Here is a 20,341-nt window from a genome sequence, read left to right as displayed (position 1 = left end):
TACTAAAAATTAAATTATAAATTAAGAAAAATAAAAAAATATTAAATTAAATTTTTTAATTTTTTTTCATAGTATTTTGTTATTTTAGAATCTTCTTTTGAGGTATGATTTATAATAAAATCCCTCACTACTAAATCCAACTTTTCAGTTAAAACGTGGATTGTTCTTGCCTCTCTTACGATTATTTCTTCAATTTCAAAAATAATACTTCGGTGAATTTTCATATGCTCTTTAATAAAAGGATAATTAATTTCTCTCATAAAAGCTTCTTCATCCGAAAAATGCCGATTTAGCATAACAAGCAATTCTTTTAAAACTTCTTTTAATTCTTTAGAATTTAATATGTCGATGATTCATTAAAGAAAGTTTAATAGAAATTTCAAAAATATCTTGATGTTGAGAATCTAAAAGCTCGTTATTCATAGAAACAATTTTTTGGTTAGAAATCATAATTTAAACTTTCATTTACTGATAATTTCAAATTTTAAATTATTGTTTAAAATTTAGATTATAATTTTTAAATACTTAAATTCACATTATTTTTTTATATTTACATCATAACAGACATATAAGAGTTAAGTATTTTATTTAAATTCGCTTGCTTTTGGCGACGATCTAGAAAATGATCTATAGAGCTAGAGCGCATAAAATTTGCTTTATCTATTCTGGATACATCTTCGCTTTGTTTTTTATACTCATTTTTTAAATCATTAAAATCATTTTTTATTTGATCGGTATAAATTTGAAAAATTGAACTAGAATTAGCAAATTCTTTCAAATCCATATCTTTTTGATAATTAATATATTGTTGAAAAAAAACAGAAAGCTTATCTTTAGAAATAGTTTTTTTATTGACCCCATTAACATAAAGATATAAATCAAAACTCATTTTTTCTTCATTATTTTTTTTAATATAATCTTCAATATCCATTTTTCCATCAAGAATTTTTTGCAAATTTTGACGAGAGGTAATATCTAAGTTAACTGGTTTCATAAAAAAGTTAAATTCATTCTCATTTTGAGTCTTGATATCTTGATAAATAAAATTCATTAAAAGTCCTGATTTTGAGACCTCTGAATTTTTTGTTAAATAAGGTTTTAAAATTTCATTAGAAGAAGTATTATTTAAGGTTTTATCAAAATGAAAACTAATAACTTTATTATCAAGCATTAAGGTATTAAGATGAAGATTTTTATCTAATGCAGAATTTAACTCTTCTTGATTATTATAAATTCTTGTAATTTTACCTAAAAATTCTCCATTTTCCGTGGAAAAACCTGCTGAAAGTTTTGAAATGCTATTGCGACTTAAATTGATATTATCATCTCCTATAAATTCATTATTGATTGCTTTTAAGGAGTTGTAATAACTATTTAAAAGATAGGGCAAATCTATTTTATTATAGTTAAAATTTTCATCTTGCTTTGTTAATTCTTTTGCTATATTTCTAACACTTTTGATATGAATATCATAGGATTCTGGAATATTAGCTATTTTATTTAAATCTTTATCGAAAAAGCCCTGCTCATTGATTCTAAAACCAAACTCACTCGCATAACTTACATTATTAAAAATGTAATTTAATTGTTCTAAATGATGATCCTCTTTCAAATTTGAAATTTCTCTATCCTTGATCAAATTCAAAGCAGAACTATTATTTAAAGGATTAGACAAAGCCAAATTTTGATAAGGATTTGCCGAATTTATTGTCATTGTTTAATCTTTCCAAAAATATTGCTATTTTTTAACAAGCAAAAGGTGTGCCAAGTTTATAAGATGATAAAAATTCAGTCAAAAATCAGTAAAAATTTATTATTATTTAGCTTTTCTAAATTTTTTGGAAAATAAATTTTATCCGAAAGGAAAGCGTATGCCAAAGATGAAAAGCGTTAAAAGCGCTGTTAAACGCTTTAAGGTAGGTAAAAATAAAATCAAAAGAGGTTCAGCATTTAGAAGCCATATTTTGACTAAAAAACCTGCTAAAAGAATGCGTGATCTTCGTACAGCTAAATACGTTCATAGTACAAATGTAAAAGCTGTAGAAAAGATGTTAGGAATTTAAGTTTTTGACCAAAGTCATTCAAACTCCCCTTAAAAATAAAATTAAGGGCAAGCTCCAAATTTGGACGCCACTTTATGAAAGGAAATAAAAATGGCAAGAGTAAAAACAGGTGTTGTAAGACGTCGTAGACACAAAAAAGTTTTAAAATTAGCACGTGGTTTTTATAGCGGACGTCGCAAACATTTTAGAAAAGCAAAAGAACAATTAGAAAGAAGTCTCGTCTATGCTTATCGTGACAGACGTCGCAAAAAAAGAGATTTTCGCCGTCTTTGGATCGTGCGTATCAATGCTGCTTGCAGATTAAATGATTTAAGTTATTCAAGATTTATTAATGGACTTAAAAAAGCAGGTATTGAACTTGATAGAAAAATCTTAGCAGACTTAGCAATGAATGATGCTGCTGCATTTTCAAAAATTGTGGAGGCTGTTAAAAAAGCGCTTTAATCCAAGATTATTTTCTTGGATTACCCCCCCCCGTCGTATTTAATTTCGCTAAAACGTTTTCGTAAAGTTTTAATTCATTTAAATTTTTATCCAAATGAGTGCTTGTATCACTTTTTTGTTCAAGCTTATCTGAAATTTCTTTCCCTAAACTAATAAGTTCAGAAATAGTTTTTGAAAATTCGTTCGATTTATCTCTGATAAAATTCATTTCTTGGGTGCTAGAATTCGAGCTTTTAGCAATAGACTGTATAGTTTGAATTACTAATTTTATAGCCGCTTCCATTTCTATTAAGCTTTCTTGGGTATTATCAGAAAGCTTTCTTACCTCATCAGCAACAACAGCAAAACCCCTACCCATTTTCCCAGCTCTTGCAGCTTCTATGCCCGCATTTAAAGATAAAAGACTTGTTTGTTCAACAATGCCAGAAATAAGGTTAAGCATTTTATTAAGCTGATCAATATTTTTAAAAGAAGATTGAATTTCTTTCTCTAAATTCATTTTTTCTTCACTTTGATATAAGTTATATTCTAAATAGTGAATAAAATTAATAAAATTTTCATCAATAGTTAAAAGGCTTTCTTTAATACTTTGAAAATCTTTGAAAGTTTCTTTAAAAATATTGGAATTATTGTCTATACTAACAGTGGTATTTTTCAATCTATCTAAAACGAGCTTATTAACCTTATTAATAATTTCAAGTTTTTGTACTTTAAAACTAAGATAATAATATTTAAAGTCGCTATATTTATTTACAAAAGTTTGCATATATACAGGATTAAATTCAGTTTTTTCATCTACTTCGTAAAAAAATATCGCTACTAAACTTTTAAAAATTCCAACGCCATAAATTTCTCCAAAACAAGAAAAACCTACAATGGGAAATTGATTTAATTTAATATCTTTTATAAATTTACTATTTTGGAATCTTCTTAGGATACAATCATTAAAAATTGCTGCCATAGGCTTCATATTGGGTTTATTTTGGATAAATTTCTCATAATCTTTTTCAAGATCTTTGATAAAATCAGTTCTTTTTAATAAAACAATTTCTTGACCATTGGCTATTGCGCCATAACTAAACAAAACCTTATCTGAAATGATTTTCATAGGGGAAATAAAATAATCATTACTAATTTTAATACCTAAAGTATAATTTTGTGCTTTATCAAGCTTTAATTCTTCAAAGCTACAAGAAAAATGCTTACATAAAGCTTCAATCGCATTTACAGACTGAAAAGTTTTTGTATCTAAGAATTCATATACTAATCTATTTTTAGGATCTGCATTTAAAACTGTAAATGTTGTATTTTTATCATGAGTTTCAGAAAAATTTTGAGATTTCATAAAATCAAAACGATATTTTGGTTTAAATTGAATATGCATACTAACAGCATGATGTTCTAGTATTTCGTGATTATAAACAATGCAGGTTCCTTGAAGATTATCCAAGTCTCCACTTGCACCAGCTCCTAAAATAGGGCAAGGATATTGAGCGTATTTATAAAGCATTTCTATGACCATGCTCTCGCTTCCGCTTACTCCATTATGAATTAAATAGTGCAAAGTATTACTACAATGTGCCTTAAAAGGAACATGCATTGACGCAATTTCTTTTTCTATATAAACTCTTCTATCTTGATAATCTTCTATATGATCAAAAAGATTGATTTTGTGGATATATAAATTTTCTATCATTTCATTGCCAAAAAGAATTAAAGCGATACCTTGAACATTATGTAAATAAGGATTATCAATGATTTGTTTATTTTGATTGATATTGCATAATAAATCAGAAGCAGAAATTAAAACTAATTCACATTCTTGAGGTAAATAATTTTTTATCTTTGTTGCTATATTTTTTAAATCAAGTTGATAGGAAGCAAATCCTATGGCTAACTTAGTTTTAAATTGCAAATTACTTAAAGTATTTTCAATTTCGTCTTCTAAAAAATAAAGAGTTTCCAAAGGTTTTGTTTTTATGATTTTTTTTTCATTTTTTTTAAAAAAGCTGTGAAACATTATTAACCTCGATAAATGTTATTCTTATTAAATCTATATATCTGTAAATAAGATTTTAATAAGATAATTAAAACTGTTTTTAATTGTAGTAAAATTTTATTAATGATAAAAATTATAAAATTTTATATACTAAGTAAATTGAAATTTAGTTATAATACATTTTTTAGTGAGAAATTTTGTAATTTAGTTTAGTCAAGGAAAATCTATGGCATCAGATATGAATGAAATTTTATTACAAAGTGTTGAAGTTCTACCTTCTTTGCCTGACACAATCAGCAAATTAAGAAAATATATTGAAGAATCAAGAAGCAATCTAGAAATCAATAAGATCGCTGATATTATCTCAAGTGATCCCTTAATGACAACCAAACTTTTACGTTTAGCCAATTCTCCTTTTTACGGCTTCTCAAGAGAAATTACTTCTTTGAATCAAGTTGTATCTTTACTGGGTATAGGGAATATTATTAATACCATTATGGCAGATTCTATAAGAGATAATTTTAAAATCGATGTTTCGCCTTATGGTTTAAATACTAAAGATTTTATAAATAAATGCAGCGAAGAAACTGCTTTTATTACAGATTGGCTCAATGAAGAAGATAAAAAACTGTCTCACTTTTTGGTTCCTTGTGCTTTGATATTAAGACTTGGTATAGTTATTTTTTCTAATTTTTTAATTCAAAATAATAAAGACGCTGAATTTTTAGAACATTTAAAAAAAATAGATTTTAGAGATCTTTCTTTAGTAGAAAATGAATTTTTAGGAGTTGATCATATTTCTTTTTTAGGCTTTTTGCTTTATCGTTGGAATTTTGATGATATATTAACAGAGACAATTTGTTTTATAAGATCCCCTCATGCGGCACGTAATGAAGTTAAAAAATCAGCTTATGCCTTAGCCGTACTTGATCATTTATTTATGCCGCATAGAAATTTTTCTGTTTTTAATGTAAAAGCGTCTATTGCTTTAATCGAAGAAGCTAAAACTCAAGGTGTAAAATTTAATTTAGATAATTTTATTTCAAAACTTCCAAAACAAATTAGAGAAGAAATAGAAAAAGAAAAAAAATAAGTTTATTTTTTCTTTGATTTAATGAAAAGTATTATTTTACCTCCTAATGAATTTTTAGATCATTATGTTTTAAATGCTGAATTTCACCGTTTAGTAGGCATTTCTAAAAATGCTTATAAATTTTGGAAAAATGTAGAAATAGGAAGATACCAAGGAACACGTGTTATTTTTTTGCATAAAAATTCTATTCTAAAAAAACATCAAGAAAAATTAAAATTATGCACAAATTTAAATGGTTTTGTATTAGCCAGTGCTTTTTGTTCTTTTACTACCCTTGCTCCTTCGCATTTAGTAAAAAATAATGATTCTTCTATTTATAAGTTATTAGAACTTAAAGAAGTGCAAGGGATTAAATTTGTAAATTTAAAAAAATTTTATGATTTTTTAGGGCTTGATTACCATCAGCATATTTACATAGAAAAATGCCATTTTTTCAGCCCAGCCCCTTTTGAAAAACGTATAAAAATTACTGATAGTATGTGTGTTGGATATTATTGAAGCGATGAATTTTAATCCATTTCATAAAATTCATCTTCGTCTGATTCATCATCATAGGAATAATCATCATCATCGTAATTATAAGATCGATGATTAGCATGAGTATATTCTTCTTCATAAGTATCATAATCTAAATTTTCTTCTTCATTTTCCATAATTTTCTCCTAAAATTAAAATTATAAAATTATTTTAACTCAAATTTGTTTGCTTTTGATATAATTTTTTGAATTTTTTAAAAGGTTTATTTATGAATTTAACTCATTTAGATGATAAAAATCGTCCAAAAATGGTAGATGTAAGCTCAAAAAATATCACTCAAAGACTTGCTAAAGCAAGTGGAATGATAAGTATGTCTCAAGAAGCCTTTGAAAGTATTAAAAATAATACAGCTAAAAAGGGTCCTGTTTTGCAAACAGCAATTATAGCAGCTATTATGGGGGCAAAAAAAACAAGTGAATTAATACCCATGTGCCATCCTTTGATGCTTTCTAAAATTGAAACTGATATAATTGAATTTGAAAAAGAATTTGCTTTTAAACTTATTGTTACAATTAAATGTGAGGGGAAAACTGGAGTTGAAATGGAGGCTTTAACTGCGGTAAGCATAGGGCTTTTAACCATTTATGATATGGTTAAAGCTATTGATAAAACTATGAAAATAGGCGAAATTATTCTTGAAAATAAGCAAGGGGGTAAAAGTGGTGAATTTGTGCGATCTTAATAAAGAACCCATTATTAATTATCCAACATTTTGGGATTATAAGGTTATTTTTGATATTCATGTGCATGCAGGTGAAATTTTTGAAAAAATATTAGGTCAAAGAGAATTTAAATACAAACACTCTAATACAAGTTCCAATGGAAAATATCAAAGTTTTTTGTTAAGCGTATATGTTGATAGCAAACAAGATCGTCTTGATATTTTTGAAAAGCTTAAGTCTGAAGCAAAATTTGTTATTTAAAGGAAAATTTAATGAAAAATACTTTGATTATTTTTGAAAATTCTTTATTGAATCTTAGTAAAAAAGAAGCTAAAGATTTATTAGAGGATTTGTGTTTTAATCTTGCTTATAAACAAATCACTCACAATTCTCATTATACGCAAAAAATTCTTAATTCTCTTCTAGTTGAATTTTTAAATATTTTAAAAAAATTAGATTTGCTCGATGATGAAAATACTACAAAAGTTATTAAAGCCTTAGTGAAAGCTAGCATCCAAGATGCACAAAATACGCTTTATGATTATATGAATGAAATTGAAATTCTAAATAAACAAGTTGAAAATCAAAAAAATTTGATAAAAAATCAAATCAGTAATCATTTTTTTGAATTTGAAAATATTTTACAAGAACATCTTGACAATCAAATTTGTAGTAGCTTAAATGATGCAATTTTATTTGATATAGAAATGCTTGGAATTTTAAAAGAAACAGCTGAAAGTGCTTTTTTGACAACCTTAGAAAAAGCTGAAGATATAGAACTTACGAGCAACGAAATTGCTAAAAATCTTGTTTATAATGCGATTTGTGAAGCACATTTTGAAAAAGAACGTATTTTAAAAATTTCAAGTATTGTTTTAAATACAGCTTTTGAAATAGCTAATGAATCAATGGCTTATGCAAAAGATCTTTGCCTAGGGGTAATCAAAGGAACACGTGATGGAATTGCTCTAGCAATGGAAAAATTTAAATCCTCGTTAAACTATGCAGCTTTTGAAGAAGATATTAACTTAAAAAGCAAAGAATTAATAGGCATAGAAGATGATTTTATTACACTCTTAAAAAAAGAAATTAAAAAACAAAATAATCCAGCTAAAGAAATAGTTGAAAATTTACTTGAATACGAGCTAGATAATCTTTTTGCAAAATTCAAACGTCTTGCAAGTGAAAGTAGAGAACAGCTTCTTTTAGTTTTAAATGATATTAAGAAAAATCCAAAAATCAATGATTTTAATAGACTAACTCAAAGTAAGCTCTATCGTTTAAAACAAGAAATTTATGAATTAGAAAATATAGCCAATGAAAAATACAAAGATATAAATTCCCAAAAGGCAAAAAAATTAGGCATAAGACTTTGGGAAAAAGCTAAAAATTTAATCAAAAAATAAATATCCTATTTTATATAGGATATTAAATATCTATTTCTATACCTACTGGAGCATGATCTGATCCAAAAATATCATCTCTTATAAAAGCATTTTTTAATTTATTTTTTAAATTATTTGAAATGAAAAAATAATCAATTCTCCAACCAACATTTCTTTCTCTTGCTTTCATTCTATAACTCCACCAAGAATATTTTTCCTTAACATCTCCATTGATTTCTCTAAAAGTATCTAAAAAACCAAGTTTTAATAAATCATCAATCCAAGCTCTTTCTATGGGTAAAAAACCTGAGGTATTTGCATTTGCTTTAGGATGGGTTAAATCGATCTCGCGATGAGCTGTATTAACATCTCCACAAATGATTATTTCTTTATTCTCATCTAAAAGTTTTTTAAGATAAATTAAAAAATCCGCATAAAATTTCATTTTAAAATTTAAACGCTCTTCATCTTTTTGTCCATTTGGAAAATAAATATTAAAAAGCACCACATTTTTAAACCTATGTTCTAAAACCCTACCTTCATCATCATCAAAAAATTCACATTTTTTTACTTCACAATCAAAATTGCAAAGACTCATAACACCTGAATATCCTGCTCTTTTTGCAGAATTAGAATACATATGTTTAAAAGGAAATTCATAAATTCTTTTAGGAAATTTATCTTCATGAGCTTTAATCTCTTGAAAACCTATAAAATCAATATTTTCTTTTTCTATCCAATCAAGTGCATTTTTATCGCAAATTGCTCTTAAGCCATTGACATTCCACGATAATAGTTTCATCTTTATCCTTAATAAAATAATAATTCCAAAATCATAGCACAAAAATTAAATTTTTACAGGCGATTAAACAAACTTTTATACAATAAATAATCTATATTTAAGGCAATTCTAATGTTTAAATTCACTTGGCTTCAATTTACACTTCTAAACTCTTTGTTGATTGTGGCACTTAATTTTAATTTATTTCATTTTGTGTATGAAAAAAGCTCTCAAAATTTTTTCATCACTTTTAGTTTCATTTTGATTTATTTTGGTTTTGTGCATACTATTTTTTCTTTGATTTTTATCAAATACTTAAGCAAATTTTTTTCAATTTTTTTTATTGTAGCATCTTTTTTAAGTGTTTATTTTATTAGTTTTTATGGGGTTTTGATCGATTCAAATATGATTCAAAATGCTGTACAAACCGATATTAAAGAAGTAGAAGATTTGATTAATTTCAAACTAGTAGTCACTATAATTTTAATTTTAATTTTTATCATTTATATTTTAAAAATTAAAATTGATTATAAGTCTATGAAATCTCATCTTAAAATTAAATTTATTAATATTATTTTAGGTTTGATCTTTATTTTTGCTATTTTTCTTCCACTGAGCAAAACTTTTATTCCTTTTGCTAGAAACTATAATGAAATAAGAATGTATAATATCCCTTTTTATCAATTATATGCTCTATATCGTTATTATACTCTTTTTGTTCAAGCTAAGCCTCAGTTTAAAGCTATAGAAAATGACGCTTATAAGGATGATAATCACACTAAAAAAATTTTAGTTTTAGTAGTTGGGGAAACTGCAAGAGCTGCAAATTACTCGCTTGGTGGTTATGCAAAAAATGATACTAATTTTTACACCAAAAAAGACAATGTTGTATTTTTCAATCAAGTATCTTCTTGCGGAACAGCCACTGCTATTAGCTTACCTTGTATGTTTTCAGTTTCAAAACGAATCGATTTTTCAAATAAAGAATATCAAGAAAACGCCATTGATATACTTAATAAAAGTGGTGTAGATGTTAGCTGGATAGATAATAATTCAGGAGGATGCAAAGGAGTGTGTAGTCGATTAAAACAAAAAATTCAGCTCTCAAGTGGCTATGATGAAAATTTACTGAGTCCATTAAAAAACAAATTAGACAATTTAAGCACTCAAAATATAATTGTTTTGCATTTGCAAGGTTCTCATGGCCCAGCTTATTATAAACGTTATCCTAAAGAATTTAAAAAATTTAATCCAACTTGTGATACAAATGATTTATCAAAGTGCACTGAAGATGCTTTGATGAATACCTATGATAATACCTTACTTTATACAGATTATATTTTAAGCAATATTATCTCTCTTTTAAAAGAAAAAAAAGGTTTTCAAAGTTCTTTATTGTATCTTTCTGATCATGGAGAAAGTTTAGGTGAAAATGGAATTTATTTACATGGTATGCCTTACGCATTCGCACCAAGTACACAAACTCATATTCCTATGATTTTTTGGAGCAATGATAGTGAGCTTATGAATTTAGCTAAAAAACATAAAAATTTAAAGCTTTCTCAAGATAATCTTTTTAGCACGCTTTTAGGCTATTTTGATATAAAAACTCATGTTTATGAATCAAATTATGATTTATTTAATCCTAAACTCAAGGCAAATCCATGAAACCAAAATATCATATTTTTAATAATGCCAAATATGCCCTAGAAGGAGTTATAGCTTTGTTTAAAAATGAAATGGCTTTTCGCATTGAAATTTGTATCATTATCCCTGCTATTTTTATCAGCTTTTTTTTAAAAATAAGCTTAATAGAGCATCTTATTTTAATAGCAGTTTTAATTCTAGTTTTAATCGCAGAATCCTTTAACTCAGCTATTGAAGCTTGTGTTGATCTTATAACCGATAAATGGCATCAAAAAGCAAAAATCGCTAAAGATTGTGCTAGCGCTGGAGTCTTTTTTAGTGTGATTTTGGCTCTTTTTTCTTGGATTTTTATTATAGTAGGCTTGATATGAATTTTGAAAAATTAATATGTGCTATTTTTGGTAAAAAACGCTATGAGCTTTTAAAATTTTTATGTGAAAATGCTGATGAAAATGGCTTTATCATGATAAAAATTAACGAAATTCAAAGCAAACTTAATTTAAGTAAGCCAACTATTATTGCTACTTTTAAATTTTTAGAAGAAAAAAAGCTTTTTAGACGCCTTAAAAATGGTTTATACCAAATTTATATTAAAGAAGAAATATAATTTAATTTATCTTTTTTATATATTTTGATAAATTTAAATAATTATTTTTCTAAATAAGGAGAAACAATGGTACTAAAAAATCCTTTGGATATGCATTTACATTTACGCGATGAAAAAATGCTTGATTTAGTAGCGCCATTTAGTGCAAAGGACTTTAAAGCAGGCGTTATAATGCCGAATTTGATCACTCCTATTACAGATATAAATTCTTTAAAAGCTTACAAACAAAGGATTATAAAAGCTTGCAATAATGAAGATTTTACACCTTTAATGACTCTATTTTTTAAAGAATATGATGAAAAATTTTTAGAGAATGCAAAAGATGAAATTTTTGCTATCAAGCTTTATCCTGCTGGTATTACTACAAATTCAGATAAAGGAATTTCAAGTTTTGATTTACAAAATTTAAAACCCACACTCAATATAATGAGTGAACTTGATATTCCTTTGCTGGTACATGGAGAAACTAATGATTTTGTAATGGATAGAGAAGCAAATTTTGCAAAAATCTATGAAAAATTAGCTCAAAATTTTCCAAATTTAAAAATAGTCATGGAACACATTACTACTAAAGTTTTATGCGATTTACTCAAAGATTATGAAAATTTATATGCAACCATAACTTTACATCATTTAATGATTACTTTAGATGATGTTATAGGCGGAAAAATGGATCCTCATTTATTTTGCAAACCTATAGCAAAACGTTATGAAGACAAAGATGCTCTTTGTGAACTTGCTTTTAGTGGATATGAAAAAGTGATGTTTGGAAGTGATAGCGCACCGCATCCACTGCATACCAAAGAATGTTGCGGTTGTGCGGCTGGAGTTTTTAGTGCACCTGTTATTTTGCCTACTCTAGCTGAACTTTTTGAAAAAAATTCCAATGAAAAAAAATTACAAAAATTTATCTCCGATAATGCTAGTGAAATTTATAATTTTAAGTTTGAAAAAGAAAAGATTATAAAATTAGAAAAAAAAGAATGGCAGGTACCGCAAAAATATGGTGACGTGGTGCCTTTCATGGCTGGGAAAAAATTGGAATTTAAAGTTAAATAAAACTAGTTTTTAACTAGTTTTATTGAAATTGTTGATTCAATTAAAGATTATCTTTTTTAACATCTTTCCATGCTAAAAACTATATAATAACCTAAATTTCGATTTTAAAAAATCAAAAGAGCTTAAATTATGCAAAAAAACACCTAAGCCTATATTTCCTTTTTAAAATTTTATCCACCTGCAAAAATATTAAAGGAAAATCTCAAAATCAAACCAATAATATGGTTTTTAAAGGTAAAAAAATAGCAAGAGAGTTAAGTTTGTCTTTACTTGCATTTTTATAGATTCCTTTAAAAATTTCAAATTTTTAACTAAAAAAATCCTTCACAATATTTTAGGATTTGTAAATGCTGTAACTTTGGGCACTTTTTGTGTAAATTTTTCAATGCCTACAAGCCCTGTATGAGAAATGTTCCCATTCGCAAGTTTTGAAGTTGGCATATCAATAGTTAAAACATTTGCACTTCCGTATTTGCAAAGTCCATTTTCATCTGGATCATACCAACCTCCCTCACAAAGTCTCACTACTCCTTGCATAATATCATCGCTAACAACAGCTCCTGCTAAAACTTCACCACGCTTATTAAATACTCGAACCAAATCACCATTTTTAATTCCAAGTTTTTTAGCATCTTTAGAATTTATAAGTATAGGTTCTCTATCTTTTACAGTATAGGTGTCTCTTAAGCTTGTTTGACAAAGTTGAGAATGCAAACGATTTCTTGGATGACTTGTGATCAAATGAAAAGGCGTTTGTTTGTCAGCATTTCCAAGCCATTCAATTGGTTCAAACCAAGTAGGGTGTGCCTTGCAATCATCATAATTGTATTTTTTAATTTTTTCTGAATAAATTTCTATAAGTCCAGAATCTGTTCCTAATGTATTTAAAATTGGATCTTCGATAAAATCTGTAAAACGAGTCCATTCTAAACTTTCCATAGAAGGCTTAAAAACAATAGGTTCATTTTTTGCCCAAAATTCTTCAAAACTTGGCATAGGCGTTGTAAAAGCTTTTCCAAAATTTTTAGTTTGTTTTAAAGCACTATTATAATATTCTTTGATTAGATCTTTAGCTTTTTTGCCATTTTGAGTATAAGCATCAAAAACATCTTTTCCATACTCTTTGCAAATATCAGAAAAAATCACATAATCATCTTTGCTTTCTGCAATAGGCTCAATAGCCTGTTTCATAGGAGCTATATGCATGTTAGAATAATCACCCGTCATAGTAATATCATCTCTTTCATAAGATGAAGTTGTAGGCATAATAATATCCGCCATTTTTGCAGTTGGAGTCCAATAAATTTCATTAACAACTACAGTTCTCGGTTTTCTCCAAGCCTTTATATTATTATTGGTATCTTGATGATGGACAAGTGGATTTCCACCAACCCAATAAATAAAATCGATATCAGGATAAGTAATTTTGCTTCCATTATGATCTATAGTTTTACCTGGATTTAAAAGCGCATCAGCAATCCTAGCCACTGGAAAAGAATATTTTGCAGAATTTTGCAACCACTCAGCACCTTGATCAGTTTGATTTGATTTTGCTAAACCTTTAAATTTACCATTTTTCCAAATTCCTAGTTCTCCAGCATTTATACCGCCTATAATCCCACTTTTGCAAGTTGGAACACCACCATTGCTATAATGATAACTTAAGCCAAAACCACCCCCTTTGGTTCCAATTTGTCCAAGTATGCAGCATAAAGTAACAAGCATCCAATGCGGTTGTTCTCCATGATGCGCTCTTTGCATACCCCATCCACTCATTATCATAGTTGGATTATCATAAAAAATTTCTGCCAAATTTGTTATGGTTTTTTCATCAATACCACAAATTTGACTAGCCCATTTAACATCTTTTTTAATTCCATCTTCTTGACCATCTAAATAAGCTTTAAATCGATCAAAACCAATAGTATAATTTTGCAAAAATTCATAATTAACCTTTTTCTTGGCAATTAAATGGCTTGCCATTCCCATCATCAAAGCTACATCAGTATTTGGACGAGGAGAAACCCATTTGGCATTTAAAAATTTAGCAGTTTCTGTTCTTACAGGATCAATACAAATAATTTTAATTTTACTTTCTTTTAATTTTTCAAAATAAGCTAAACCTCTTTGATCTGTAGATGTCCAAGCTATTCGTAAAGTAGAAAGCGGATCGGCACCCCAAATCACAACATATTTAGAATATTTTAAAATATTTTCCCAAGAAGTTTGTTGTTCATAAACTTCAATAGAACCTACCACATAAGGCATAATAATTTGAGATGCTCCTGTAGAATAATCACCTGTAACCCCTACAAAACCACCGGTTACATTTAGAAATCTTTGAAGCAAAATACGGGAATTTTGCATATTTCCACTAGACTTCCAGCCGTAACTTCCGCCAAAAATAGCACTCGTACCTTTTACATCTCTTGTTTTTTTAAGTTCTTTAGCAATGAGTTTTATAGCCTTATCATAACTTACACGTACGAATTCTTCTTTTCCACGAAGTTCTGGTTTTGGATCATCTGGATTTTCAAGATAAGATTTTCGAACATAAGGATATTTTACGCGACATTTATAAATCATATCTAAGGTGTAGTGTTGCAGAGGATTGTCCATTTTTGTCACCTTTTCCCAAGGTTCACTTTTAATCACCTTACCATCTTTAATAGTGAGTTTTAAAATTCCCCAATGAGCTGCTGTAATTACTTCTCCATTCTTAACAAGTCCAAGACTCACTTTAGAAGCTTCAATGCTCTTTCCTGTAGCAAAGGATGGAATAAATGGTAAAGTGCTTAAAGTTACACCAATCTTTAAAAATTTTCTTCTATCTAACATCTTTCTTCCTTTTTATTTTATTTTAAAATCTTTTGCATTTTTTTGTAAATATTCTATAACTAACCATTGATCTTTCTTATCTATGCTTGTTCTATTAACCATGGATTTAAAGATTGCTGGCCAAGCATTAACGTTAAATTCTTTTTCAGAATGCAAAGCATGACAAATTCCGCAATTATTAACAAAGAGCTCTTTAGCATGATTTAACATTTTTCTATTATCTTTAGAAAAATCTTTCTTATCTGCCCAAATTTCAAGATTTACTTTATCCCATTTTCCTTTCTCTCCTTTTTTTATTTGAGAATAATTTAATTTAATATTTTTAGAAAATGCAGCTACTATAATTCTTTGAGAATTATTAAAATAAATTACTGAAGGAAATTTTGGATTAATATAGCCACTAATTCTAATCATTACCTTGTTATTTTGATCTTTTAAAATTTCAAAAGGATTAGTAGGAAGTAATTTTCCAATAACTTTAGCATCATCTTTATTAAGATAAAGAGAAACAACTTCATCGCTATAAGCGATATTTTTAGCCCATAAAAAAATTGCTGGAATTAGTAAAGAAATAAAAATTTTCTTCATTGCAAATCCTTAAATAAAAATTTAATAAATAATCATTCTATAATTAAAATATTTAATATTTTATTAATATAATTAATTTTTAATATTTTTTTGTGTTAGCTAAAATCAATAGTCAAAATTAAGTATTTACATTGGAAAGAAAGATAAAAAGCATAAAAATTATCTATTCAATTATCATAAAAAATAGTTATTTAAAAATAACTATTTAAAAATAATGATTTAAGATAATAGTTTAAAGATTATGATTTAAAGAATAATCATTTGATTATAATTTAAAGAAAAGATTCTTAAAATCTTTTCTTCTTAACATCTTCTAATATATTATTAGCTATATCACTAACAGTATTAGAAATGATTGCACTCTCATTAGCAATTTCAACATTATCTTTAGTAGTTTGATCAATAGCAGCTACACTTTCATTGATTTGAGTAATACCTGCAGTTTGTTCTTTAATAGATTCTGCCATATCATTAATAGATTGAACAAGTAAGTTAGTATTAGCTTCTATTTCACTCAATGATTTTTGAGTTCTTTCTGCTATTTTTCTAACTTCATCAGCCACAACGGCAAAGCCTCGTCCATGTTCTCCTGCACGCGCTGCTTCTATAGCAGCATTTAATGCTAAAAGATTGATTTGATCTGCAATATCTCCAATAATACCTGTAACATTTTTAATCTCTTCTGATTGAGTGATTACATCAGAGGTTTTAACAGAAACATTTTGCATAGAAGAAGTAATTTCTTCTAAAGCAGCAGCAGTTTCTTCTAAAGAAGCTGCTTGAGAATTAGAAGAGCTAGTTAGGTTTTGAACAGCATTTTGTAATTTAGAACTTTCACTTGCTAAGTGATTAGCAAAATCAGAACTTTGTTTTAACATTTTAATGATTTCTTCACCTAAAGCATTAGTAGTAACTTCAACACTACCTCTAGCATTTTCTAATTTATTTCTAAAATCTAAGCTCTTATATTCTTCAAAGATTTTATGAATAGCATTCATATCAGAACCTACTTTTTCTTGTAAGACATCTAAGAGTTTATTTAAAACATTTTTAAGTTCTACAAGTTGAGGATTTCTTGGATTTGCAGTAATTCTTGCTGTTAAATCTCCTTTTTCTACAACTTGAACTGTAGAGACTGATTCTTTTACAGCTTGATTATCTTGTTCTAAACCTTGTTTAGTAATAAGGATGTTTTCATTAATGGCTTTTGAGATTTGACCAAACTCATCATTAGTTTTTATATTAATAGTAGAGACATTCTTTGTTTTATGATTGATAAAATCAAAGAAGGCATTAAGACCGTTTTGGATGATGGTGAGTGGGGAGAGAAGTTTGGCCGCTAATACGTATATCAATATAAAATTAATCACAATTGCAATTAATATAATTGCAATTTGAATATAACTCATTTTGTTAATAGGTTCTTCGATTTTATTAATTGATTGACCTGTGCAAACTCTGTTTTCTCCTACTTTAACACACATGGCAAGCCCTCGAGAGCCATCTTTTTTTCTTATATATTCAAAAGGTTCAAAATCTGCTTTTGTTCTAGCAGGAACTGTAATATGAGAAGCATCATAATCTTCAGTTAATTGAAATTTATCTGTAGCTGCAAAAATTTTATTATTTTTATCAAATGCAAAAGTTCTTCCTGGATTTGCTTCATATTCTTTTTGTAAATCTTTTGTTAAGATATCAATTGCTAGAACACCTATAAATTTACCATCTTTATAAAGAGCTTTAGAATAAGTAAAGCATGGAAGTTTTGAAGTAATATCAATATAAGAAGGAGTGATATAAATATCATTTGTTTTTAAAGCTCCTTGATACCAATCTCTAGTTCTTGCATCATAATTATCTTTTTTGCCATAAGTTCCAAAATCAACTCCCTTGGCATCTGAATCTGTATCTGATACAACCAATTCTCCATTTGGCTGAGCGATATATGCTGCTAAAAAACCGCCAGTATCTCTTAAAATCTTAAGCTCTTCTCCTACATTTTCCATAAGAGCTTTTTCATTATCTAATTCATTAATTGGAAAATGTAAAATTCTTGCACTATAACTTTGTAAAACTTTTAAATTAGCTTCTTGAAATCCCATAAGTGAATTTTTAGCTACTTTTATATAATTAGTTTCTGATTTTATCACCTGATCATAAATTAAAGTTTTAGCAAAAAAATAAGTAACTACTCCTAAAATCACTAAAATTGTAATTGATATTATATTTACAATAAGTGAGAATTTAATTTTTAAGCTTTTCAAAATTTTTCTCCTTTTGATTTTTAAATAAAAACTACAATTATACAGTAATAATTATTACATTTAATAATAAAAATTTATAATGATAAAAATAAAAAATATTTTTTACAATGTAAACTTTGTGTATTTAAATTAAGAAATAAATTATAAAAATTAATTAATTTTAATGTAAATTATTTTAATTTTTTTAACAACCATATATGGTTTTAATAACACTAAATCATTTGAAAAAAATTTTAAATCCATATTTACTTGTATAAAATTCAGAAATAATAAAACAATTCCCAAAAATTCTTATCATAATTAAATAAATTAAACCTGCAATTAAAAGAATAGTATCTTTACTACTTTGGTAAATTATTGTATGAAAAATCATGTTAAAAAACAAAATAAAAATTCATGACATAATCTGTCACAAAGATATCTTTTGCTTTCTTTGCAATCTTAAATCAAAGAGAAAGAATGTTACCTTTAATTTTAGGCATAAGTATTATAGGATATACAGAAGCTAAACTTAAAAAATAACATGATCAAGTAAAAAATACTTACGAGACCCATGATCCTAAGGATATTATTTCTGAAATAATTTACAATGCTACTAAAACCACCGACGAAAAATAAATACTTTAGAAAATAAAGCCTATAAAAATTAATATTAAACTAACATCATAAAACTATTTTTTCATATTGGATACAATATCTAATGTAAGAAGTATAGAAATATCTTCAGCGGTTTTAATAAATCTTTTATAAAAATAACTATTTTTATCTATTCTCAATTTATTTTCAGCTACAACTTTCTTGTAATTATTCACATATTTATCTAAAATAATTTTATAAATAGTTGCAAACTTAGTATCATTTATTATATTAGGATTTTTTGTATCTAATGAGTTGATATCTATTTTATTTTTTGCAATATATCCCATTATATCTTTTTTCATTTTATATATATAATTAACCAAAGTAATAAATTTGATAAAACCAAATAGTGTTATACACTCATCATTCAGTGTATATATATTTAATTTATCATTTTTAATATCCTTTTTTATATCATAATGCCCTATGATCTTAATATAACTTGGTTTAAATAGATTAAATTTAAAAGTAAGTATACTAAAATATCCTGCTACATTTAGCACTATCCTATCATCATTTAACGAAGATACTTCAATATCATCTGCTAACTCGCTACAATAAATACACAATAAACAAATTATAGTTTCTATATTATTTTTAACATGATTATCTAATTTTAAATTTTCATATTTTTTTAGCATTAATTTTAATTTATGGGTTTTATTTATTAACTTATTAAATTCACCTCTATTAATATCCACATAATCCAAACCGTTATAATCTGGGTTAAAATATGGAATTCTAGTGTTAATAAGATTATTATAAGATTCATTTATAAACATAGTATCCGATGAAATACTATCATACCAAATATACTCAGAGAATTTAATAGCTGGATGGTTTAATTTGAATACTTTAAAAAATTCAAAGTGTAATAAAATCCATGTATTGAAGATACTCCTTGATAATTATCCAATTCTATAGAAGGTATTTTCGGATTTATAAAATTAATAAATGTTGTACTAGATATTATATCATACTCAGAAAGAGTTCTTTCTCTATCATTATTAAATAAAATTCTTATTAAATATAATATAAAACTATTATATTCACGTGATGCTTCTTTTTTTATATTAAATATATCTTTTAAGCTTACAGGTATTTTTTTCATAGTTTTTCCTTTTTTGTATGTTTATATCACTTACTTTTTATAAATTAACATTAATTTATTCGATGTGTATTTTAGCATATATTTATTGTTTTTTACTTTGTAATAAATTAAATAAGTATATTTTTTAAAGTCTCTAGTTAATTTATTATCGCTTTAATTTATAAATGATTTTAAAAACGAGAAAAATGAAGTGGTGCGGATGAAAGGACTTGAACCTTCACGCATTGCTGCACCAGATCCTAAGTCTGGCGTGTCTGCCAATTTCACCACATCCGCAAAGTGGTACGCTCAAGAGGATTCGAACCTCTGACCTACGGCTTAGAAGGCCGTTGCTCTATCCAGCTGAGCTATGAACGCATAAAAGGTTGGTACGCCCGATAGGAATCGAACCCATAACCTACAGATCCGAAGTCTGTCGCTCTATCCAGTTGAGCTACGGGCGCTCTGATGGGGTGAGTGATGGGAATCGAACCCACGACCCTCAGGACCACAATCTGATGCTCTAACCGACTGAGCTACACTCACCATTTTATAATTAAAATGGTCGGGGTGAAAGGATTCGAACCTTCGGCCCCTTGGTCCCAAACCAAGTGCGCTAACCAGACTGCGCTACACCCCGAATTT

20 protein-coding genes, 5 tRNA genes and 1 pseudogene are annotated in these 20,341 nt (G+C 27.0%); 11 read left to right on the top strand and 15 right to left on the bottom strand.

All coding sequences use genetic code 11. From position 1 onward, the window contains the following. Nucleotides 1-41: 41 nt before the first annotated feature. Together ACD570_RS01365 and ACD570_RS01360 are read right to left on the bottom strand one after the other, a co-directional pair. Nucleotides 42-450 (bottom strand): annotated as a pseudogene (locus tag ACD570_RS01365) (hemerythrin domain-containing protein). A 100-nt stretch (nucleotides 451-550) separates the two neighbouring features. Then, the gene (locus tag ACD570_RS01360; protein WP_337204570.1) at nucleotides 551-1,714 is read right to left on the bottom strand and encodes a hypothetical protein; all 1,164 of its coding nucleotides are present in this window, start codon (nucleotides 1,712-1,714) and stop codon (nucleotides 551-553) included. A 157-nt stretch (nucleotides 1,715-1,871) separates the two neighbouring features. On the opposite strand from ACD570_RS01360, the gene rpmI reads away from it, so the two are divergent. Both rpmI and rplT read left to right on the top strand, forming a co-directional pair. Continuing rightward, a complete protein-coding gene (gene rpmI / locus ACD570_RS01355; protein ID WP_002777995.1) occupies nucleotides 1,872-2,063 on the top strand; it encodes a 50S ribosomal protein L35 in 192 nt (63 codons plus the stop codon). Between the two features lie 90 nt (nucleotides 2,064-2,153). Further along, the gene (gene rplT / locus ACD570_RS01350) at nucleotides 2,154-2,507 is read left to right on the top strand and encodes a 50S ribosomal protein L20 (RefSeq protein WP_200279623.1); all 354 of its coding nucleotides are present in this window, start codon (nucleotides 2,154-2,156) and stop codon (nucleotides 2,505-2,507) included. 7 nt (nucleotides 2,508-2,514) lie between these two features. On the opposite strand, the gene ACD570_RS01345 is transcribed toward rplT, so the two are convergent. Then, on the bottom strand, nucleotides 2,515-4,527 hold the full coding sequence (locus ACD570_RS01345) for a methyl-accepting chemotaxis protein (RefSeq protein WP_337199489.1): 2,013 nt from the start codon (nucleotides 4,525-4,527) through the stop codon (nucleotides 2,515-2,517). A gap of 205 nt (nucleotides 4,528-4,732) precedes the next feature. Between ACD570_RS01345 and ACD570_RS01340 the strand changes: the two genes are divergently transcribed. Then, nucleotides 4,733-5,599 (top strand): HDOD domain-containing protein, encoded by an 867-nt coding sequence (locus tag ACD570_RS01340; protein WP_200279629.1) that lies wholly within the window; start codon nucleotides 4,733-4,735, stop codon nucleotides 5,597-5,599. A gap of 21 nt (nucleotides 5,600-5,620) precedes the next feature. Beyond that, the gene (gene cheQ, locus ACD570_RS01335; RefSeq protein WP_200279634.1) at nucleotides 5,621-6,097 is read left to right on the top strand and encodes a cheVAW transcriptional regulator CheQ; all 477 of its coding nucleotides are present in this window, start codon (nucleotides 5,621-5,623) and stop codon (nucleotides 6,095-6,097) included. A gap of 11 nt (nucleotides 6,098-6,108) precedes the next feature. Here cheQ and ACD570_RS01330 read toward each other — a convergent pair whose 3' ends face one another. Beyond that, nucleotides 6,109-6,252 (bottom strand): highly acidic protein, encoded by a 144-nt coding sequence (locus tag ACD570_RS01330; RefSeq protein WP_337209683.1) that lies wholly within the window; start codon nucleotides 6,250-6,252, stop codon nucleotides 6,109-6,111. Nucleotides 6,253-6,344: 92 nt separating this feature from the next. On the opposite strand from ACD570_RS01330, the gene moaC reads away from it, so the two are divergent. From moaC to ACD570_RS01315, 3 genes are read left to right on the top strand one after another with little or no spacing between them, the layout of a single operon-like run. Then, a complete protein-coding gene (gene moaC / locus ACD570_RS01325; RefSeq protein ID WP_200279637.1) occupies nucleotides 6,345-6,818 on the top strand; it encodes a cyclic pyranopterin monophosphate synthase MoaC in 474 nt (157 codons plus the stop codon). Beyond that, nucleotides 6,796-7,059 (top strand): DUF493 domain-containing protein, encoded by a 264-nt coding sequence (locus tag ACD570_RS01320; RefSeq protein WP_200279640.1) that lies wholly within the window; start codon nucleotides 6,796-6,798, stop codon nucleotides 7,057-7,059. The genes moaC and ACD570_RS01320 overlap by 23 nt, the downstream gene beginning before the upstream one ends. A gap of 11 nt (nucleotides 7,060-7,070) precedes the next feature. Beyond that, nucleotides 7,071-8,204 (top strand): hypothetical protein, encoded by a 1,134-nt coding sequence (locus tag ACD570_RS01315; RefSeq protein ID WP_239820262.1) that lies wholly within the window; start codon nucleotides 7,071-7,073, stop codon nucleotides 8,202-8,204. A 22-nt stretch (nucleotides 8,205-8,226) separates the two neighbouring features. On the opposite strand, the gene ACD570_RS01310 is transcribed toward ACD570_RS01315, so the two are convergent. After that, complete coding sequence (locus tag ACD570_RS01310) at nucleotides 8,227-8,985, bottom strand: exodeoxyribonuclease III (RefSeq protein ID WP_200279643.1); 759 nt, start codon at nucleotides 8,983-8,985, stop codon at nucleotides 8,227-8,229. Nucleotides 8,986-9,096: 111 nt separating this feature from the next. Between ACD570_RS01310 and ACD570_RS01305 the strand changes: the two genes are divergently transcribed. The 4 genes from ACD570_RS01305 (at nucleotide 9,097) to pyrC (ending at nucleotide 12,277) form a co-directional block, all read left to right on the top strand. Further along, complete coding sequence (locus tag ACD570_RS01305; protein WP_337202965.1) at nucleotides 9,097-10,632, top strand: phosphoethanolamine--lipid A transferase; 1,536 nt, start codon at nucleotides 9,097-9,099, stop codon at nucleotides 10,630-10,632. After that, complete coding sequence (locus ACD570_RS01300; RefSeq protein WP_337198858.1) at nucleotides 10,629-10,982, top strand: diacylglycerol kinase; 354 nt, start codon at nucleotides 10,629-10,631, stop codon at nucleotides 10,980-10,982. The genes ACD570_RS01305 and ACD570_RS01300 overlap by 4 nt, the downstream gene beginning before the upstream one ends. Beyond that, nucleotides 10,979-11,218 (top strand): replication/maintenance protein RepL, encoded by a 240-nt coding sequence (locus ACD570_RS01295; RefSeq protein ID WP_337198857.1) that lies wholly within the window; start codon nucleotides 10,979-10,981, stop codon nucleotides 11,216-11,218. Before ACD570_RS01300 ends, ACD570_RS01295 begins: the two co-directional genes overlap by 4 nt. 66 nt (nucleotides 11,219-11,284) lie before the next feature. Beyond that, nucleotides 11,285-12,277: a dihydroorotase gene (gene pyrC, locus ACD570_RS01290; protein ID WP_337207775.1), complete on the top strand. Its 993-nt coding sequence runs from the start codon at nucleotides 11,285-11,287 to the stop codon at nucleotides 12,275-12,277. 324 nt (nucleotides 12,278-12,601) lie between these two features. On the opposite strand, the gene ACD570_RS01285 is transcribed toward pyrC, so the two are convergent. From ACD570_RS01285 to ACD570_RS01240, 10 genes are all read right to left on the bottom strand, one after another. Beyond that, on the bottom strand, nucleotides 12,602-15,115 hold the full coding sequence (locus ACD570_RS01285) for a molybdopterin guanine dinucleotide-containing S/N-oxide reductase (protein WP_337207774.1): 2,514 nt from the start codon (nucleotides 15,113-15,115) through the stop codon (nucleotides 12,602-12,604). Between the two features lie 12 nt (nucleotides 15,116-15,127). After that, a complete protein-coding gene (locus ACD570_RS01280; RefSeq protein WP_337197329.1) occupies nucleotides 15,128-15,703 on the bottom strand; it encodes a cytochrome C in 576 nt (191 codons plus the stop codon). Nucleotides 15,704-15,990: 287 nt separating this feature from the next. Beyond that, the gene (locus ACD570_RS01275) at nucleotides 15,991-17,967 is read right to left on the bottom strand and encodes a methyl-accepting chemotaxis protein (protein ID WP_417904325.1); all 1,977 of its coding nucleotides are present in this window, start codon (nucleotides 17,965-17,967) and stop codon (nucleotides 15,991-15,993) included. A 671-nt stretch (nucleotides 17,968-18,638) separates the two neighbouring features. After that, nucleotides 18,639-19,388, bottom strand: coding sequence for a hypothetical protein (locus ACD570_RS01270; protein ID WP_417904324.1), 750 nt, complete (start codon nucleotides 19,386-19,388; stop codon nucleotides 18,639-18,641). Nucleotides 19,389-19,447: 59 nt separating this feature from the next. Continuing rightward, complete coding sequence (locus tag ACD570_RS01265; protein WP_417904323.1) at nucleotides 19,448-19,717, bottom strand: hypothetical protein; 270 nt, start codon at nucleotides 19,715-19,717, stop codon at nucleotides 19,448-19,450. A gap of 191 nt (nucleotides 19,718-19,908) precedes the next feature. Continuing rightward, nucleotides 19,909-19,993 (bottom strand) — tRNA-Leu (locus ACD570_RS01260). Between the two features lie 4 nt (nucleotides 19,994-19,997). Next, a tRNA-Arg gene (locus ACD570_RS01255) sits at nucleotides 19,998-20,074 on the bottom strand. A gap of 9 nt (nucleotides 20,075-20,083) precedes the next feature. Further along, nucleotides 20,084-20,160, bottom strand: a tRNA-Arg gene (locus ACD570_RS01250). A gap of 5 nt (nucleotides 20,161-20,165) precedes the next feature. After that, a tRNA-His gene (locus ACD570_RS01245) sits at nucleotides 20,166-20,242 on the bottom strand. Nucleotides 20,243-20,258: 16 nt separating this feature from the next. After that, a tRNA-Pro gene (locus tag ACD570_RS01240) sits at nucleotides 20,259-20,336 on the bottom strand. Nucleotides 20,337-20,341: the final 5 nt, after the last annotated feature.

Source organism: Campylobacter sp. LH-2024 (assembly GCF_048270605.1).
In the GTDB taxonomy this organism is placed as follows: domain Bacteria; phylum Campylobacterota; class Campylobacteria; order Campylobacterales; family Campylobacteraceae; genus Campylobacter_D; species Campylobacter_D molothri.
Note: the sequence above shows the minus strand (reverse complement) of the source record. Positions and strands in the feature narration are given on the sequence as shown.

What these genes read in the sequence shown, in the direction of transcription:
- ACD570_RS01360 (WP_337204570.1), bottom strand. Translation starts at nt 1,714, where the DNA reads ATGACAATAAATTCGGCAAATCCTTATCAAAATTTGGCTTTGTCTAAT.
- rpmI (WP_002777995.1), top strand. Translation starts at nt 1,872, where the DNA reads ATGCCAAAGATGAAAAGCGTTAAAAGCGCTGTTAAACGCTTTAAGGTA.
- rplT (WP_200279623.1), top strand. Translation starts at nt 2,154, where the DNA reads ATGGCAAGAGTAAAAACAGGTGTTGTAAGACGTCGTAGACACAAAAAA.
- ACD570_RS01345 (WP_337199489.1), bottom strand. Translation starts at nt 4,527, where the DNA reads ATGTTTCACAGCTTTTTTAAAAAAAATGAAAAAAAAATCATAAAAACA.
- ACD570_RS01340 (WP_200279629.1), top strand. Translation starts at nt 4,733, where the DNA reads ATGGCATCAGATATGAATGAAATTTTATTACAAAGTGTTGAAGTTCTA.
- cheQ (WP_200279634.1), top strand. Translation starts at nt 5,621, where the DNA reads ATGAAAAGTATTATTTTACCTCCTAATGAATTTTTAGATCATTATGTT.
- ACD570_RS01330 (WP_337209683.1), bottom strand. Translation starts at nt 6,252, where the DNA reads ATGGAAAATGAAGAAGAAAATTTAGATTATGATACTTATGAAGAAGAA.
- moaC (WP_200279637.1), top strand. Translation starts at nt 6,345, where the DNA reads ATGAATTTAACTCATTTAGATGATAAAAATCGTCCAAAAATGGTAGAT.
- ACD570_RS01315 (WP_239820262.1), top strand. Translation starts at nt 7,071, where the DNA reads ATGAAAAATACTTTGATTATTTTTGAAAATTCTTTATTGAATCTTAGT.
- ACD570_RS01310 (WP_200279643.1), bottom strand. Translation starts at nt 8,985, where the DNA reads ATGAAACTATTATCGTGGAATGTCAATGGCTTAAGAGCAATTTGCGAT.
- ACD570_RS01305 (WP_337202965.1), top strand. Translation starts at nt 9,097, where the DNA reads ATGTTTAAATTCACTTGGCTTCAATTTACACTTCTAAACTCTTTGTTG.
- ACD570_RS01300 (WP_337198858.1), top strand. Translation starts at nt 10,629, where the DNA reads ATGAAACCAAAATATCATATTTTTAATAATGCCAAATATGCCCTAGAA.
- ACD570_RS01295 (WP_337198857.1), top strand. Translation starts at nt 10,979, where the DNA reads ATGAATTTTGAAAAATTAATATGTGCTATTTTTGGTAAAAAACGCTAT.
- pyrC (WP_337207775.1), top strand. Translation starts at nt 11,285, where the DNA reads ATGGTACTAAAAAATCCTTTGGATATGCATTTACATTTACGCGATGAA.
- ACD570_RS01285 (WP_337207774.1), bottom strand. Translation starts at nt 15,115, where the DNA reads ATGTTAGATAGAAGAAAATTTTTAAAGATTGGTGTAACTTTAAGCACT.
- ACD570_RS01280 (WP_337197329.1), bottom strand. Translation starts at nt 15,703, where the DNA reads ATGAAGAAAATTTTTATTTCTTTACTAATTCCAGCAATTTTTTTATGG.
- ACD570_RS01270 (WP_417904324.1), bottom strand. Translation starts at nt 19,388, where the DNA reads ATGTTTATAAATGAATCTTATAATAATCTTATTAACACTAGAATTCCA.
- ACD570_RS01265 (WP_417904323.1), bottom strand. Translation starts at nt 19,717, where the DNA reads ATGAAAAAAATACCTGTAAGCTTAAAAGATATATTTAATATAAAAAAA.